This is a genomic window from Hydrogenispora ethanolica, from assembly GCF_004340685.1.
Lineage (GTDB): Bacteria > Bacillota > UBA4882 > UBA8346 > UBA8346 > Hydrogenispora > Hydrogenispora ethanolica.
The window spans coordinates 41,889-57,828 of record NZ_SLUN01000026.1 but is presented as its reverse complement, the minus strand read 5'-3'; the positions used below and the strand labels follow the sequence as shown (position 1 = coordinate 57,828).

Genomic DNA, 15,940 nt, shown 5'->3' with positions numbered 1-15,940 from the left:
CATCATTCGCTCCTTTTTTCTTCTTTTTTATATAGGAGAAGCTTTTGGGAGGGAAATGCAACCGTGATTGCATCGCCGATCTCATAGTCTTCACTCTCGTGAATATTGGCGAATACGGTTTCGGCGAAGACATCGCCGATCTCCAGACGGGTCACCGTTCCCTTGTAGGTGACATTCCTGACCGTTCCGGTCAACGCGTTTTCCGCTCCCTTTTCCGCCGGGAGAATGTTCTCCGGCCGGATCGCCAGGGTGACGCTGTCGCCGGCGGCCAAACCGGTCCCGTCCGCCTCGTCCAGAACCAACTCCCGGTCCGAACAGGCCACGCTCACCCTGGCCCCGGCGACCCGCCGCACCTGCCCGGCGATGAAGTTGGAGAAGCCCATGAAATCGCCGACAAACAGATTGGCGGGGCGGTCGAAGACCTCCTTGGGCTTGCCGGCCTGCATGATCCGGCCGGCGTTCATCACAATCACCCGGTCGGCCAGCGAAACCGCTTCCTCCTGATCGTGGGTGACAATGATCGTGGTCAGTCCCAGCTCCCGGTGAATGCGTTTGATCTCGATCTGCATCTCCACCCGGAGCTTGGCGTCGAGGTTCGAGAGCGGCTCGTCCAGCAACAGCAGCGCCGGCTCGGTGACCAGGGCCCGCGCCAGGGCCACCCGCTGCTGCTGCCCGCCGGAAAGCTCCCGCGGGAACCGTTTTTCCATTCCGGTCAGCTTCACCAGTTGCAAGATCCGCCGCACCTTCTCCTGGATCAGGCTTTTGGCGAGCTTCTGCATTTTCAAGCCGAAGGCGACGTTATCGAAGGTGTTCATATGGGGAAACAGCGCGTAGTTCTGAAAGAACACCCCCATCTTCCGCTTATAGGCGGGGATATGCTTCATATCCTTGCCGTCCACCAGGACGGAGCCTTCGTACTGGTCGATGAATCCGGCAATCATGTTCAAGATGGTGGTTTTGCCGCAGCCGCTGCCGCCCAGCAGGGCGACCATCTCCCCGTCCCGCACCGCCAGATCGATATGATCCACCGCCGTAAAATCGCCGTATTTCTTGGTAAGGCCTTGCAATTCCAAAGATGCCATAGGGTTCACCTCAAAAAGAGCTGTGATAAACCCGGCTCATCCTCCGGGAATCCACAGTGGTTGTCTAAGTACGGGATCAAGCAGTGACTGAGTTGGCAACGGAGGTCAAGGTTACCCTCTCTTTCCAAAAAAGAGAGGGCGAGGGTGAGTTCCAATTCCAGTCCACACGATCTCAGTTACGAAGTCGCTTCCATTACTTCAAAAACATATCCAGCCCCGTCAGCTTTTCCAACAAAATCATCAATAGCAGCGACATCAGGATCAAAACGGTGGAAATCGCCGCCAAGGTGGGGTCGAAGGAAAACTCCATGTAATTCATAATCCGGATCGGCAACGTCACAAAGGTCGGCGAAGATAACAAGCTGCTCAGCACCGCCTCGTCGAAAGAGTACAGGAAGGCGAGCATGGCGCCGGCGATCACGCCCGGTTTGATCAGGGGCAGCGTCACTTTGGCGAAAGTCTCCAAAGGGCTGGCGCCGAGGCTGGCCGCGGCGTTTTCCAGCGTCCAGTTGAAACCGGACAACACCGACAGGGTGTTGCGGACAATGTACGGCATGATGATGACGAGGTGCCCCAGCAGAATCTTCACCAACCCCGGAACCGAGCCGATCTGGCTGAAGATCTGCAGCAAAACGAAGGCAAAGGCGATGGAGGGCACATACATCGGCGAAGTGAAAAAGGAAACCAGCAGTTCCTTGCCTTTGAACGGATGCCGGCTGACACTCAGGGCCGCCGTCACGCCCAGAATCACATCGATGGCGGTGGCGATCACCGCCACCTCGACGCTGTTGCCGAAGCCGCTCAAGAAATTGGTCGAAGAACTAAAGATATTCATATACCATTGCAGGGAAAACCCCCTGGGCGGGAAAACCACCAGCGGCGTCGGACTAAAGGAAGCCAAGACGATCACCGCCAACGGCGCCAGCAGGAAAATAAAGACCAAAGTCGCGATGGTCGTCGAAAACCACCCCACCCGTTTGTCAGACACGCTTGCCGCCTCCCACTCGCTGATTCGCCCCGGCTGTCGCATAGGTGGCGAATAACAGAATGATCAATATGGTAAAGAGTAAGATATAGCTGATGGCGGAGGCGAACCCCCAGTTGAAATTGATATTGACTTCCTGGAAGACCATCGTGCTCATCATCCGGAACTTGGACCCGCCCAATAATTTGGGGGTGACGTAGGAAGTCATGCTCATGGTGAATACCAGGATGCACCCGGAAATGATGCCCGGCGCGCTCAAGGGCAGGGTTACCCGGAAAAAGGTCTGCAGCGGATTGGCGTTCAGGCTGTAGGCGGCGCGCTCCACATTGGGGTCGATATTTTGGATGACCCCGGTAATCGAGAGGATCATGTAGGGGATCAGCAAGTGCACCAGTCCGATAATCACCGCGGTGGAGGTATTCAGGATCGTCAGCGGCTGTTGGATCAGGCCGGTCGCCATCAGCAACTGGTTGAGCAGCCCTCTCCCGCCCAGGATGACCATCCAGCCGTAGGAGCGGACCACCGCGCTGACCAGAAACGGGAAGATAATCACGATCAACAGGATGTTTTTCATCCTGGACCGGGTGCGCGCCATAAAATACGCCGTCGGATATCCCAAAAGCAGCGAGATGGCGGTCACCTGCAGCGAGACCAGAACGGTCGTTTTTAAAATGCCGCGATACATGGCGTCGGTAAAGAACTTTTGAAAATACTTCGTTCCGTCGGCTTTCAAGGTGTCCACCAGGATGTAGGCCATGGGAACCACGAAAAACGCCGTCAGGGCCAGCACCGTCGGCAGCGCCAACAGCAAAAGCTGTTTGTTCTGTTTGGTTAAGGTCATCATTGCTTCGATCCCGTCGTGAAAAGTTTGTTTAAATCAGAGAATTGCATAATTCCCTTAACGAACCCTGTGGCCACAATATATAGTGCAAAGCCCGGATATATCTATCAATATATTGTGGACTAAAGATTATTTTATGAATTATGCAATTCTCTCAAAGGTCTGAATCCGATTTCAAGGGCGATATTGGACCACCAGGGGCAGGAAGGTCTTGGTCGTGACATCGATAATTCCCAGGTCCGTCAGTTTCACATTGGGGGACACCGCCAGGGCCATCAGGGTCAGGAAGGTCAGCGGCTCCTCATGGTTCAACCCCATCGCCTTGGCGATTTGGTCGAACTCACGGAACTTTCCCGCCAGCGCCGGCAGATCGTCCTCGCACATCAGCCCGGCTATCGGCAGCGGAATCGCGCACAGCACCGCGCCGTCCCGCACCGCCGCGATCCCGCCGCCACTCGCGATGACGGTATTCGCCGCCAGGCACAAGTCGCGGTCGTCCCTCCCGTATACCGTCAGGTTGTGGCAGTCATGGGCGTAGGTCGTGGCGATGGCGCCCCCGAAATCGGGCAGGTTCCCCAGGAGGGCGACGGCCCGGTTGTCATTATCCGGATAGCGGTTGAACACCGCCATTTTGACCAACTCGCCCGGATCGAGCGCCCCGTCGCGGGCCGGACAGCTCTGTTGTTCCAGCCGGGTCCGGGAGGTCTTGCCGTCCTGGACGATGACATGAACCAGGGCGCCGCTCCCCTGGCAGGGGATGACGAAATCTTCTTCCCGGACCGGTGCGATGTGCATGGTCTGATAAGCCCGGGGCGGGAATGGCGCGGGTTTGAGCGGGACCGTCAGCCGCCCCGCCTCGGCCACGACCTTGCCGTCGCTCACGACCAGCGAGGGCAGGGCTTCTTCCAGCGAATCCAGCAGAATCAGATCCGCCCTGCGCCCCGGAGCGACCGCTCCCTGCCGGTAAAGGCGCAGCCGGTCGGCGGCATTGATGGTCACATAGCGGTAGGCTTTCTTGGGCTCCAGCCCCAGGGCGATGGCCTTTTTCACCAGCGCATTCAGATGGCCGTGGGCGGCCAGCCGGCTGATGGGCACATCGTCGGTGACCAGCATGATCCGGTTCTGCACCGGGCAGCTGTTTAAATAGGCCATCAGTTCCCGGGTGAAGAAACGCTCCTGGATTTGGACGCACATGCCGTTCCTGAGCTTCTCCCCGACAATTTCCGCATCCATGTAGGTGTGGTCGCAGTCGATGCCGGAGGCCACGAACGCCTCCAGCTCCTTCCCCTTCAGCAAGGGGGTATGGCCGTCCAAAAGCACGCCCCGTCTGTGGGCCGCCTCGATCACGCCGCTGATTTTGGGGTCGCCCCCGATCACCCCGAAAAAGTCCATCACTTCACCGAGGCCGTGCACCCCCGGGTAGCCGAGCATCTCGCTGATTTCGGTTCCGGTGATCGTCGCGCCCGAGTTCTCGAAACCCGGGGCCGAGGGAATGGTGGACGGGGCCATCACGTAGACATGGAGCGGCAGGTCTTTCACCTGGTCGCACAGCATCTTTACCCCGTCCACGCCGAGCACATTGGCGATTTCGTGGGGGTCCGCCGCGACCGAGGTCGTCCCCAGCGGCAGCACCGCCGCGGCAAACGCGGCCGGAGTCATCATACTGCTTTCCAGATGCATATGGCTGTCGATCAGGCCCGGGGCCGCAAAACGGCCCCAGCCCTCGATGGTTTGGATGGCTTGATGCTCTCGCTGGAATTTCCCGATATACGCGAACTGATCGCCGGCAATCCCGATATCCGCATGGTAAATCTCATCGGTAAAGACGTTGATCAGCCGCACGTCGCAGATGGCCAGATCAAAAGGGATCTCCCCCATGCAGGCCCGAATCGCGCCAAGACTCAATTAGTTCACCTGATTTAAAAAATTCACATATTGTTAAAATAGCGATTAATTTTTAATTATTTTATCGACAAAATTACCATGTGTCAAGTAATTGTCAATTATTTCTCGATAATTTAACTTTTTTTATTTCTTCCATTTGTAATTGATTTCTTATGTTATAATTATTTACAATAACGTTTCCGGAGGAACATTTGCAATGACCAAAGAAGAATTGAAACAGCAAGTATGCGAACGGATCGATTTGAAAAAAGCCGAAATTATCGCCATCGGCAATGCCATATTCAACCACCCCGAACTCGGCTTTAAAGAGTGGGACACCTCCAAGCTGGCCGCCGGCCAACTGAAGGCGCTGGGGCTCCCCTGCGAGGAAGGGCTGGCGATCACCGGCGTCAAGGCCTGCGCCAAAGGGAAACAGAGCCGGACGCGGGTCATGATCATGGGCGAACTGGACGCCGTGGTCTGCCCCTTGCATCCCTGCGCCGATCCCCGCACCGGAGCCGCCCATTCCTGCGGCCACAATTCCCAGATCGCCGCCATGCTGGGCGCGGCGATGGGTCTGACTCCGCTGATGGAACACCTGGACGGCGATGTGGTGTTCGCCGCCGTTCCCGCCGAAGAATATGTGGAGCTGGAATTCCGCGAGCGGTTGAAAGAAGAGGGCAAAATCGAATTCTTCGGCGGAAAACAGGAGTTTATCCGCCTAGGCGTGCTCGACGATGTGGACATGGGAATGATGATCCACTCCCACGCCGGGGTGGCAGACCGGAAATTCCTGCTTTCCTGCGAAAGCTCGGGTTTTGTCGGCAAGGTCATCCGCTTCACCGGCAAGGAAGCCCATGCCGGGGCCGAGCCGTTCGAGGGCGTCAATGCGCTGAATGCGGCCGCGCTGTCCCTGATGGCGATCCACGCCCAGCGGGAGACCTTTAAGGACGGGGACCGGATCCGGGTCCATCCCATCATCACCAAGGGCGGCGATCTGGTGAACATCGTTCCCGCCGATGTCCGCATGGAGACCTATGTGCGGGGCCGCAACATCGACGCGGTGGTCTCCGCCGCCGCGAAAGTGAACCGGGCGATCCGCGGCAGCGCCATGGCCGTGGGCGCGCAGGTGGAGATCGACGAAATCCCCGGTTATCTGCCGTTAATTCAGAACGAAAAACTGAACGGGCTGTTCGGCGAGAATGTCAACGGCCTGTTGGGGCCGGAGGCCACCCTCACCGGCTACGAACTGATGGGCGCGACCGACGCCGGCGACATCAGCTCGATCATGCCCTTTATGCACATCTCCACCGGCGGTTATTCCGGCACCGCCCACAGCCGCAACTTCACAATTTGCGACGCGGAAATGGCCTACGTCATGCCCGCCAAGGCCATGGCCATGACCGCCATCGACCTCCTATGGGACGGCGCCGCGCAAGCCATCGCGATCAAGCAAAATTATCCGCCCAAATTGAATAAGGGATCGTACCTGGAATTCCTGAGAAACTTTCAATCGTAATGCCACAAGCGACGATGCCCGTAGAACATCGCAGCTTCAACCGGCTCACCTTTTCATTGGGGAGCCGGTTTTCTTATTTCAATCTTCCCTCTTCATAAAAGTAATAATTTCCACACCGGGCGGTCAACCCTCTCCGCCAAACCATTCGGCAATTTTTTACAATCCAACCTCCGGCGGATTTGCTACCATTAGCTACGGAAGGTGCCGGACTACCCCCGGCGGAGTCCGGCGCGAGTCGCCATGTTAAATGATGAAGCTGAATCAAAGGAGGAAAATATCATGCTGAAAGGATATACCCTGCCCCGGACGCCGCGCGGCACATCGAGCCTGGCGCCAACGCCGCCGTGGCATTACGTGGGGAATGCGCTGGCCGTCGAGTATGCGGCGGATCCAAAGGCCGCGGCGGCTTTTCTGCCGGCCGGGCTGAGTCTGGCCTCGAACCGCTGCGCCGCCTATTTTATCGAGTGGCAATACTCCAGCGAAACGGAAGAGGAGTTTCTGGACCCGGTCCGCAGCCAATACCGCGAGACCATTATCTTGCTGTCCGCCGAATTTGAGGGCTCCCCGGTGGCTTACTGCCCCTTCATCTGGGTCGACCAGGACGTTTCGCTGATGCGGGGGCTGATTCAAGGCTGGCCCAAACAATTCGGGGCCACTTGGATCACCCGGGCCTACGGCCTGCCGTCCAAAGCCAATCCCGCGATCGGTCCCGGCGGCAAGTTCGGCGCCACCCTGTCCGTCAAGGACCGCCGCCTGATCGAGGCCCGGGTAACGCTCAGGGAATTAACCGATGCGCTGCCGACCCCCAATTTCGCCAAGGCCGTCAACGTGCGGTACTTCCCGGAGCTCACCGCCGGCAAGCATCAAAAACCGGCAGTCCATGAATTGGTCCAGCTCAAATCGCGCGACGTCATGGTCTCCCCCATCTGGAAGGGAGAAGCCGCCCTGGAGATCCTGGATCATCCCTATATCGAACTGCCGGACCTGCGGCCCACCGCCGTCAGCGCCGGATACCGTTTTTCCTTCGCCCTCACCGTCGATGATCTGACGCAGCTCAAAGATCTGCGCGACACGGAAACGGCTTCCGATTGACTCATCCACCCGGTGCCGCGCCAGTCAGCCTCGCGCTGACCGCTAGGGTAAAAACAGGATCAATTCAATTCCTTCAAAGGTCGAATGCTGCATTGCGTACCCGCCGCCAGGGAGGGCGGCGACGCGGCGTTGATGGCGGATGAAATCACCGCCGTCGACAGCGTGGAACGGCCCGGAAGCCGCCGGTAATGGAGGCCGGCGGCAAACCATCAATGTCCATTTACCTAACCGGTCCAGGGACGGACCGGCAATTGGAGGGGATACCCAAGGGGAAGCATCGTCCCCTTGGGCGGCCGGGTGCAGAGAGTGGCCGATTCACTCCCTGCCCGCCTTCAGGCGGAAACACACCGGAGCCGACAGCAATGGACCACGAAAAAAAGATTTCCATTTTCTCAGCAGCGTCCGGGAAAAGTACTTTTCCAAGAAAGCTTCATCCTGTGCCAAGGAGCCCAGGGAGAAACGAATCGTCATTCTGCGGATCTTCGTTTTTCGTGAACTAGGCTACCAAGGGCATTCGAGCCCTCGGCGCCAGGGCAATGTCATCAAGCGATCGTGGAAAAATTTAGCTGACGAAATTGAACGCCGACCGGGCGATAAATCACCCGGCTACAAGGTGAAAGGACCTTGAAAGGCCCTAAAAAATGGGATGAAATATTCTGCTGAAAATTAGCACGGAAGGCTTACATCTTGTAGCCGGGGCATTCATGTCCCGGTTGGCCCGCATATCGTCTACAATGTAGGCACCGTTGAAACTAGAATTCCAAGATATGGAATCATCGCTTGATGACATTGCGGGGATACCCAAGGGGAAGCATCGTCCCCTTGGCGGCCGGGTGCAGGGAGTGGCCGACTCACTTCCTGCCCGCCTTCAGGCGAAAACACACTGGAACCGACACTGGCTATCGTAAAAAAAACAAAAACCCCCGTGAAATCACGGAGGTTAATCTACTAAAATGAATGGTGCCGAAGGCGGGATTTGAACCCGCACGCCCTTACGGACACTGCGCCCTGAACACAGCGCGTCTGCCAGTTCCACCACTTCGGCACGTCGTGAGACTTATTATAGCGTATTTTAACTGTCCTGTAAAGGGGTTTTCCACCCGAAAATTCCGGAAAACGATCCGGAACTTGGGGACCGCCGGAAGGATAACCGGCGGTTTTATGGAAATATACATAAAAAATGCCCCGTCCCGTTTGGGCGGGACGAACGGCAAATGCGCCATTCTCCGAAGCGATCGGCAACGATAGATAAGATGAATTAAATAATCGAACCAGCTTTTCCAGCCTTAAAGCATGGCTGGAAAAGGGTAAAGAGTGGAATTTATTTCATCTTATCCAGCAAGGAAAATATGTCGCCAAGTTTTTTTGTTCAGAATATTTAGTGCGACATATATAGCAACGGTTCCGTCCGCCATTGACTGACGCTTACAGTTTAAAAAGCCATGTGATAAAGTCCTCAAATTCGGAAATCATCCTTTCAATGGATTAAAAAACGACTTTATCACTTGCTTTTCTGAGCTTTTGTGTTCACATCACAACGCTTTAAATACGATCCATTCATTGATAAGGAGGAAATGACATGTCCATCTCCAATACGGTCCGCGAATCGCTGACCCGTTCTTCCTGGATCCGCAAGATGTTCGAGGAAGGCGACCAACTCCGGCGGATCCACGGCGCCGAAAACGTCTACGACTTCACGCTCGGCAACCCCGACCTCGAGCCGCCCGCATCCTTCAAGGAGCGACTGCGGGAATTGGCGAATCATCCCGTTCCCGGCATGCACAAATACATGAGCAACGCCGGATACCCCGAAAGCCGGGCGGCGGTGGCTGCTTATCTGGGCCGGAAGACCGGCCTGGATTTGACCGCCAACCATGTGGTCATGACCGTGGGCGCCGGCGGCGGGTTGAACGTGGCCTTCAAGACCTTGTTGAATCCGGGCGATGAAGTGATCGTCAACGCGCCTTACTTCGTGGAATACGGATTTTACGCCCAGAATCACCAGGCGAAGCTGACCGTGGTCCCGTCCCGTCCCGACTTTCAGATCGACACGGACGCCGTGGCTGCGGCCATCACCGACCGGACCAAGATCATCCTGATCAATTCGCCGAACAACCCCACCGGCGTGGTTTATACCGAAGCGACCCTGCGCAAGCTGGCCGAAGTGATCAAAAAGAAAGAAGCCGAACTGGGAATCACCATCTATCTGGTCTCCGACGAGCCGTACTCCGGTCTGGTTTACGACGGCGTCACCGTTCCGTCCATTTTAAAAATCTTTGAGCATAGCCTGCTGGTGACCTCGCATAGTAAGGATCTGGCCCTGCCCGGCGAGCGCATCGGCTATGTGGCCTTGAGTCCGGCCAATCCCGAACCGGGCCTGCTCTTCGACGGCCTGGTCTTTGCCAACCGGGTGCTCGGCTACGTCAACGCCCCCGCTCTGATGCAGCGGATCGTCGCCGAACTCCAGGGCGAGGTGGTTGGAGTCGAAGTCTATCAGGAACGCCGCGACCTGCTCTACAATCATTTGACCGGCATCGGTTTTGATGTGGTCAAACCGCAGGGCGCCTTCTATCTCTTCCCCAAGAGCCCCATCCCCGACGACGTCGCCTTCATCCAGGCCGCCGTGAAATACAATATCCTGCTGGTCCCGGGCACCGGCTTCGGCTGTCCCGGTTATTTCCGGATCGCCTATTGCGTCTCCCGGGAGACCATCGTGGGCTCGCTGCCCTACTTCACCAAGCTGGCGGAGGAATTCGGCTTAAAAGGTTAACCGCCGCTGACCGAGGAAAAGACCCGTGGCCGACTCCGCCACGGGTCTTTGATTGTTCCCTAGCGTTTGGATCCGCGCGCCCGCCGCTCCATCAGGATCCGGTAGCGCAAATCTAGCTCCAGACGCTGTTTCGCCAGGGCGGACTTGTCTTCCGGAGCGACGCTTTTGGCGATCAGATCGTCCAGCGTCAGGAGCTCCTTTTGCAGCTCCATCTCTTCCGGCAGGAAGCCGCTGCTCTTCAGCAGGGAATAGGCAGCTCTGAGTTCCGGCGGGACATGAGAGAGGTCCTCCAGTTGCAGCGGCTGGCCCTTGCCGGGCAGGTTATCGAATTCCCCCCGCTCGATAGCCTCGCGGATCCGGGTCTCGGCCAGGATCTCAAAAAAATCGCTCATCGTAACTCCCCTGTATTGTATCCGAGGCATCAAGCCATCGGGTCCATGACTTCCGAAAATAACGAACGTTTCAGCGGTTGTTTCAGAAATCATGCGATTCAGGCAATGTCATCGCATGGATTCATGAAATTTCCCGTTTCTTCCCCTGAATCACTATTCGCCGGAACGATGGGCGAACCTTCCCGAAAGGCGTTGAAGCTGTCCCAAGCGCCGGAAAAGTTCTGCCCCCGGCCGGGCAAACATGGCGGAGTCCCGGACCATCTGGGCCACGACCCGGCTGAACTGACCCGGGTGGCGGAAGAGTCTTCCCGAGCACAGGAAAAGTTCTCCCGCGCGCCGGATCAGTCCGCCCGCGTGAAGGATGACTTCGCCCTCGGCTGGGAAGAGTTTATCCCCGGCGCGGGCGATCGGATCCCCAACGCCGGATCTCCTGTCCCGGCCCCGGGCCAGTGATTCCGAAACGCGGCAGGGGTAAGCGAATGGCGGGAACTCCAGCCTGGTCATCTTGGTTCACGTTAACACAGCCGTTTTGGAAACGCCTGTTCAGCCCTCCGGCAACAACGGCGCTTTCTTCAGCTCCACCATTCGCTCCCCGCTCTCATTCCGGATCCGGACCCACAACGGACCCGCTGTCGTCGCCGCGACTTGAAAACGGGAGCGGTATTCGGCCAAAGAAAGCTCCCTGGCGCCGTCGCTGAACCCGACGATCTCATCACCCAGCTTCAGACCGGCGCGCTCCGCCGGCGAACCCTCCCATAAGCCGATGATTCGTAATGTTCCATCGGTCCCTTGATTCACGGCGAAGCCGTAAGAATATATATTGCCGGCCATTTGGCGCCGTTCATTCGGCCGCAGATACATAGCGGATCCCGCATAGTCGATGATCACCGAGAAATGCGATAAAAACTCATTCCCCACCAGGGATTGCGTTCCGGAGAATTCCACCGGAACGGATTGCAAACGGAGCCCGCCGAGTTCCGCCGTTGCCAGCCGGGACAGCGTTCCGCCCGCAGCGCCGAAGGCTCCGCCGCGGGTAGTCCCCTTGGACCGCACCGGCGGGCAGCCTAAGGCCGGCCGCAGTTTTTCGAGCATCTCGGAGCCAAAAATGAAATAGCTGTCGCCGTCCATGCCGCTATCGATCTCCACCTCAACCGGATCCGCCACCCCCGCCATTTTCAGCCGGGCAAAAATCAATCCCAGCGGTTCTTTGCGCAGCTCGACCCGTTGATAGCCCGCCGCCTCCGGAACCGGACCGGACCGGGCCAGGGTGAGCCGCTGCTGTTCGTAATCGATCCCGATGGTGAAAAGTTGTAGGAAATTGCCGCCAATGATGCCGTCGACCCGGGTGATGTCGGTTTGGACCCGGCCCAGATCCACGACCAGCGCGCCGCAGTTTTCCACCTCCGCCGCCCCGATCCTCAAGGATTCCAAGGTCACCAGGGCGACGTTTTGGGAGGCTCCGGTGCCATCGGCGGCCTTGATCTCGGCTCGTTTCTCCAAATGGAGCGCGTCGGCCACCGCTTGGCTGACGATGGTGGCCCCCGCTCCGGTATCCAGCAAGAATAAGTACGGTTGCGGGCTGTCGTTGATGCGCGCCTGCAGCAGGACGGTTTGCTTGCGGTATTCGAAGGGCACTACGACCGGGGTGCCGGCGTCCCCGCCTCCGCCGACCCGGCCGCCGCTCAGAATCGTCCTGATGTCCGGCTGCACTTCCCCCGGATCGCCGGACCGTTTCAAGTACAGCAGATTATAGGTGAAGTCGATCAATAGCTGGTGATCTTTCAATAGATTATGGCCGAGGAAGCCGTCCACCGACGGCTGTTTGAAATCGTAAAGATAAAATGCCATCGCACCCAAGTCCGCGCCGGATTCGCCGAGGTAAAAATGGCTGGTCTCAAGATAATCGCCTGCTCCGGAATTCCGCCGCTGCTCCTGGGGGACCGCCTCCGGCCGGATCAGCCCCATGCTGCGTCCCTGAACGTTACCGACCGCCCCGGTATCGAGGCAGAAGCGGAGCGGCCGGTCGCTCCAGGGGAACTTGGCCGGGACAATGATTCCCAGGTTGCTATGGTCAAACGGCATCCTGATCCAGCCCTCGGAATGCAGGCACTCCGGGTCGGAGGTTTTCGGATACAGTACCATGACCGAGGCTTGATAATCGAGATAAACCTGAAACTCCTGCAAAAGTTGATTGCCGATGATGCCGTCGTCGGAATGTCCGGTCTGGCGCAATTCCTCGCTGGCCTTCATCTGCGTGAATTCCAGAGCGCCGATTTTGACGGATGGGATGATGAAATTGCGGGCCACGTACTTTTGGCCCCCGACATCCAGGGAACGGCTCCGGTCGTCGAGGAATTCGACGTCCAGCCGTTTGAGCGCCGCGGGATTCAGCGCCAGCGTCACCCGGTCGGCCCCGGTATCCAGCGCCAGGCGCAGCGTTTGAGCGCCGATCTTCACCTCGACCAGGGGAATGGCGATTTTTTCATCCCATAATAGCGGCACCTTGATCGGAGTCGCCTTCTCATTTTCGATCCGGAATAGCGGCCCATCGGCGGCGAAAACCGCACCCGCGCCGAGCCCCACGAAGAACAGCGCCAAAATAATGCCCAACCGTAATTTTCTGGCCACCGTGTTCATCCTCCCAAGTTTCCGTATTCATAGCCTGACAAAGCCCGTCGCAATATATTTATTGCCAGGCGATCTCATTATAAATTGCGTTTCTTACGTCCCGCGAAAGTAATTCTTAAGGATTCCTAAACTAAAAGGAAACCATTTCCAAACTCCGGGTTCGCGATACTTTGCCTAAAAAGAAACGCCTCCCGTTCCGGAAGGCTGCTGGGTGATACGTGGTGTTCGGAAAAGGTCGGTCCCAAGGTCACCGAATAGGCACGGTGGATAGTGCTTGAAGAGATCCAGCCGAAAAGAACACATCGCATGCCGGGCCATAAAAACTTCTTTTACAACGGTTTCGCCCCCGTTTCCAAATTGCAGCCCGATGCGGCGCCTCTTACGCCCGGAACCGGTAGCCCACGCCCCAGACCGTCTCGATATACTGGGGGTTGGAAGGATCAGCCTCGATCTTCTCGCGGATCTTGCGGATATGCACCGTCAACGTGGCCAGATCCCCCAAGCTGTCCAGGCCCCAGACCCGCTCGAAGAGTTCTTCCTTGGGAAAGAGCCGGTCGGGATTGGAGGCCAGCAGCGAGAGGAGTTCGTATTCCTTTACCGTCAGGCTGACTTCGCGGCCGTTGATGTAGACCCGGTGCGACAGCGGTTCGACCAAAAGGCCCCGGATCCGCAATTCCGGGCGGCGCTCCCGGGCTCCGGTCAAACGCTGGTAGCGATCGAGATGGGCCTTGACCCGGGCCACCAGTTCGCCCGGGCTGAACGGCTTGGTGATATAATCATCGGCGCCCAGTCCCAAGGCGCGGATCTTGTCGATGTCTTCTTTTTTTGCGGAGACCATGAGGATCGGGATATCCAGCTCCGCCCGGATCTGGCGGCAGACCTCAAAACCATCGGCCCCCGGCAGCATCAGATCCACCACAATCAGGTCGTACCCGCCGGAACGGGCCCGTTCGCTGCCGCGGTCGCCCCGCTCCTCAATATCGACGGCCAAGCCGTTGATTTCGAAATAATCCCGCTCCAATTCGGCAATGCTCAATTCATCCTCGATGATGAGAACCCGTTTCATTCCTTCACCAACTTATCTATATCATGAAATCAAAGCGGAATTTAATTCAACTTCTATCGTTTCGCTCAAGCCGAACGCACGCCGGCCGCTTTCCGCAGCGAGAAGCGGATCGTCGTCCCCCGGCCCAAGCCGCTCTCCGCGGTGATGGTTCCACCGTGATCTTCCACGATCAATTTGGCGATGGCCAGGCCCAGACCGCTCCCGCCGCTCCGGGGATTGCCGGAGCCGGCGCGGTAAAAGCGTTCAAAGATGAACGGCAATTCCGCCGGGTCGATCCCCGGGCCGTTATCGGCGATGCCGACGCCGACCTCGTTCCCTCCGTCCCGCAATTCCAGCCGCAGCTCCAGAAACTCCTTATTGCGGTCCCGGTATTTGAGCGAATTGCCGATGATGTTATCCAGCACCCGCTGCAAATGCTCCCGGTCGGCCAGGACCTGGAATTCATTTTGGGCATCGGCCTCGAAGTGAAACCGGACCGCCTGCGGCTCCAGTTCAAAACGGAGTTCGCCGAGATAGTCCTCAAGATACGCCCGGAGATCCATAACTTCGAACTGATACGGCAGCTTCTTCAAGTCCAGCTTTGAAAAGAGAAAGAATTGATCGAGCAGCCGGTCCAGGGCGGTGATCTTCAGGTGAATGGTCCGGATGTAGCGGGATTGTTTCTCCGGGGTATCGGCCACGCCGTCGATGAGTCCCTCGACGTAGCCTTTGATCGCGGCGATCGGCGTCTTCAGATCGTGGGAGATCCCCGATAACAGTTCCTTCCGGTTATTCTCGGCATGCAGTTGCCGGCCGATCGACTCTTCCAATTTCAGGCGCATGGTTTCAAAAGCCGCCGCCACTTCCCCGATCTCATCCCGCGCCCGCGGTTTGACCGTAAACCGCAGATTGCCCTCGCTGATCTGCTCCGCCGCCCGGCGCAGCTCCTGCAACGGCCTCATGATGCTGCGATGGACCGAGTAAGTCAGCAGGAAGTTGATGAGCACCACGATCGCCAGGGTTACCACAATCGTCACCGTGACCAAATTGAAAGCGACGGTTTTGAGCATTCGGGCATTCTCGATCAGGTAAATGCTGCCCGGCGCGCCGTCCCGGAAATAAAAATCCGTCTGTTGGACCAGCCACTGCCCGCCCCGCCATGAGATCTGAGCGTCGCGGCGATTTTTGAAGCCGGACAACGTCCTCAAGATCGAGGGTTCGCGGGAAAGGACGCCGGACCGGTAAATATATTTGCCGCCGCGGGATACCGCCAGGCCAAACTGGGCGGTTCCGCCGAGTTCCCGTTCCAGACGCCGCAGCACGACCGGATCCGCCAGGCGGTCGGGATCGGCGGCCGCTTGTTTCGCGATGAACCGCTCATACGAATCATGGTTTCCGCTTAACTTCACCCCGAAACTTACCGTGCCACCGGGCCGGACCTCCTCGGGAATCGCTTTTAAAAACAAATGACAGATGCCGGGCACGATGAAGAAAGCCAGGAGAACCGGAACGGCCAGCATCGCCAGATACGATAGGGTAAGCCGGTTTTTAAGCTTCATCGGACGTTCCCTTTGCAATGTTTACAATCATTGTAACCTTTTTCCTGAATCAGTGGCTAAATTCTATCAAAAAAGTTACTGATCCAATTCTTAAATTTTTCTTAAGCCAGCGAAAGGCCTTCGGTCCTGATAAAACAGCCGCA

12 protein-coding genes and 1 tRNA gene are annotated in these 15,940 nt (G+C 57.5%); 4 read left to right on the top strand and 9 right to left on the bottom strand.

The window, feature by feature from the left end; all coding sequences use genetic code 11:
• Positions 1–2 precede the first annotated feature (2 nt).
• The 4 genes from EDC14_RS18495 to EDC14_RS18480 all read right to left on the bottom strand — a co-directional run bounded on the left by EDC14_RS18495 (position 3) and on the right by EDC14_RS18480 (position 4,813).
• On the bottom strand, positions 3–1,082 hold the full coding sequence (locus EDC14_RS18495; protein ID WP_132015795.1) for an ABC transporter ATP-binding protein: 1,080 nt from the start codon (positions 1,080–1,082) through the stop codon (positions 3–5).
• A 193-nt stretch (positions 1,083–1,275) separates the two neighbouring features.
• Positions 1,276–2,070, bottom strand: a complete 795-nt coding sequence (locus EDC14_RS18490) for an ABC transporter permease (protein WP_165908124.1) — start codon at positions 2,068–2,070, stop codon at positions 1,276–1,278.
• Complete coding sequence (locus tag EDC14_RS18485) at positions 2,063–2,911, bottom strand: ABC transporter permease (protein WP_132015793.1); 849 nt, start codon at positions 2,909–2,911, stop codon at positions 2,063–2,065. The genes EDC14_RS18490 and EDC14_RS18485 overlap by 8 nt, the downstream gene beginning before the upstream one ends.
• 171 nt (positions 2,912–3,082) lie before the next feature.
• Positions 3,083–4,813 (bottom strand): adenine deaminase, encoded by a 1,731-nt coding sequence (locus EDC14_RS18480; RefSeq protein ID WP_132015792.1) that lies wholly within the window; start codon positions 4,811–4,813, stop codon positions 3,083–3,085.
• 196 nt (positions 4,814–5,009) lie between these two features.
• On the opposite strand from EDC14_RS18480, the gene EDC14_RS18475 reads away from it, so the two are divergent.
• Both EDC14_RS18475 and EDC14_RS18470 read left to right on the top strand, forming a co-directional pair.
• Positions 5,010–6,311, top strand: coding sequence for an amidohydrolase (locus EDC14_RS18475; protein ID WP_132015791.1), 1,302 nt, complete (start codon positions 5,010–5,012; stop codon positions 6,309–6,311).
• Positions 6,312–6,590: 279 nt separating this feature from the next.
• Complete coding sequence (locus EDC14_RS18470; protein WP_132015790.1) at positions 6,591–7,403, top strand: acetoacetate decarboxylase family protein; 813 nt, start codon at positions 6,591–6,593, stop codon at positions 7,401–7,403.
• A gap of 958 nt (positions 7,404–8,361) precedes the next feature.
• On the opposite strand, the gene EDC14_RS18465 is transcribed toward EDC14_RS18470, so the two are convergent.
• Positions 8,362–8,448 (bottom strand) — tRNA-Leu (locus EDC14_RS18465).
• Positions 8,449–8,982: 534 nt separating this feature from the next.
• Between EDC14_RS18465 and EDC14_RS18460 the strand changes: the two genes are divergently transcribed.
• Complete coding sequence (locus EDC14_RS18460; RefSeq protein ID WP_132015789.1) at positions 8,983–10,173, top strand: pyridoxal phosphate-dependent aminotransferase; 1,191 nt, start codon at positions 8,983–8,985, stop codon at positions 10,171–10,173.
• Positions 10,174–10,232: 59 nt separating this feature from the next.
• On the opposite strand, the gene EDC14_RS18455 is transcribed toward EDC14_RS18460, so the two are convergent.
• Positions 10,233–10,565: a DnaJ family domain-containing protein gene (locus EDC14_RS18455; protein WP_132015788.1), complete on the bottom strand. Its 333-nt coding sequence runs from the start codon at positions 10,563–10,565 to the stop codon at positions 10,233–10,235.
• Between the two features lie 123 nt (positions 10,566–10,688).
• Here EDC14_RS18455 and EDC14_RS18450 point away from each other — a divergent pair, with 123 nt between their 5' ends.
• Positions 10,689–11,018, top strand: coding sequence for a hypothetical protein (locus EDC14_RS18450; protein WP_132015787.1), 330 nt, complete (start codon positions 10,689–10,691; stop codon positions 11,016–11,018).
• A gap of 90 nt (positions 11,019–11,108) precedes the next feature.
• Here the strand turns inward: EDC14_RS18450 and EDC14_RS18445 are convergent, their stop codons facing one another.
• From EDC14_RS18445 to EDC14_RS18435, 3 genes are all read right to left on the bottom strand, one after another.
• Positions 11,109–13,193 carry an aspartyl protease family protein gene (locus EDC14_RS18445; RefSeq protein ID WP_165908123.1) on the bottom strand — a complete coding sequence of 695 codons (2,085 nt, stop codon included), beginning with the start codon at positions 13,191–13,193 and terminating at the stop codon, positions 11,109–11,111.
• Positions 13,194–13,572: 379 nt separating this feature from the next.
• Positions 13,573–14,259: a response regulator transcription factor gene (locus tag EDC14_RS18440; RefSeq protein ID WP_132015785.1), complete on the bottom strand. Its 687-nt coding sequence runs from the start codon at positions 14,257–14,259 to the stop codon at positions 13,573–13,575.
• A 65-nt stretch (positions 14,260–14,324) separates the two neighbouring features.
• Positions 14,325–15,797 carry a sensor histidine kinase gene (locus EDC14_RS18435; RefSeq protein ID WP_132015784.1) on the bottom strand — a complete coding sequence of 491 codons (1,473 nt, stop codon included), beginning with the start codon at positions 15,795–15,797 and terminating at the stop codon, positions 14,325–14,327.
• Between the last annotated feature and the right edge of the window lie 143 nt (positions 15,798–15,940).

What these genes read in the sequence shown, in the direction of transcription:
- EDC14_RS18495 (WP_132015795.1), bottom strand. Translation starts at nt 1,082, where the DNA reads ATGGCATCTTTGGAATTGCAAGGCCTTACCAAGAAATACGGCGATTTT.
- EDC14_RS18485 (WP_132015793.1), bottom strand. Translation starts at nt 2,911, where the DNA reads ATGATGACCTTAACCAAACAGAACAAACAGCTTTTGCTGTTGGCGCTG.
- EDC14_RS18475 (WP_132015791.1), top strand. Translation starts at nt 5,010, where the DNA reads ATGACCAAAGAAGAATTGAAACAGCAAGTATGCGAACGGATCGATTTG.
- EDC14_RS18470 (WP_132015790.1), top strand. Translation starts at nt 6,591, where the DNA reads ATGCTGAAAGGATATACCCTGCCCCGGACGCCGCGCGGCACATCGAGC.
- EDC14_RS18460 (WP_132015789.1), top strand. Translation starts at nt 8,983, where the DNA reads ATGTCCATCTCCAATACGGTCCGCGAATCGCTGACCCGTTCTTCCTGG.
- EDC14_RS18455 (WP_132015788.1), bottom strand. Translation starts at nt 10,565, where the DNA reads ATGAGCGATTTTTTTGAGATCCTGGCCGAGACCCGGATCCGCGAGGCT.
- EDC14_RS18450 (WP_132015787.1), top strand. Translation starts at nt 10,689, where the DNA reads ATGAAATTTCCCGTTTCTTCCCCTGAATCACTATTCGCCGGAACGATG.
- EDC14_RS18440 (WP_132015785.1), bottom strand. Translation starts at nt 14,259, where the DNA reads ATGAAACGGGTTCTCATCATCGAGGATGAATTGAGCATTGCCGAATTG.
- EDC14_RS18435 (WP_132015784.1), bottom strand. Translation starts at nt 15,797, where the DNA reads ATGAAGCTTAAAAACCGGCTTACCCTATCGTATCTGGCGATGCTGGCC.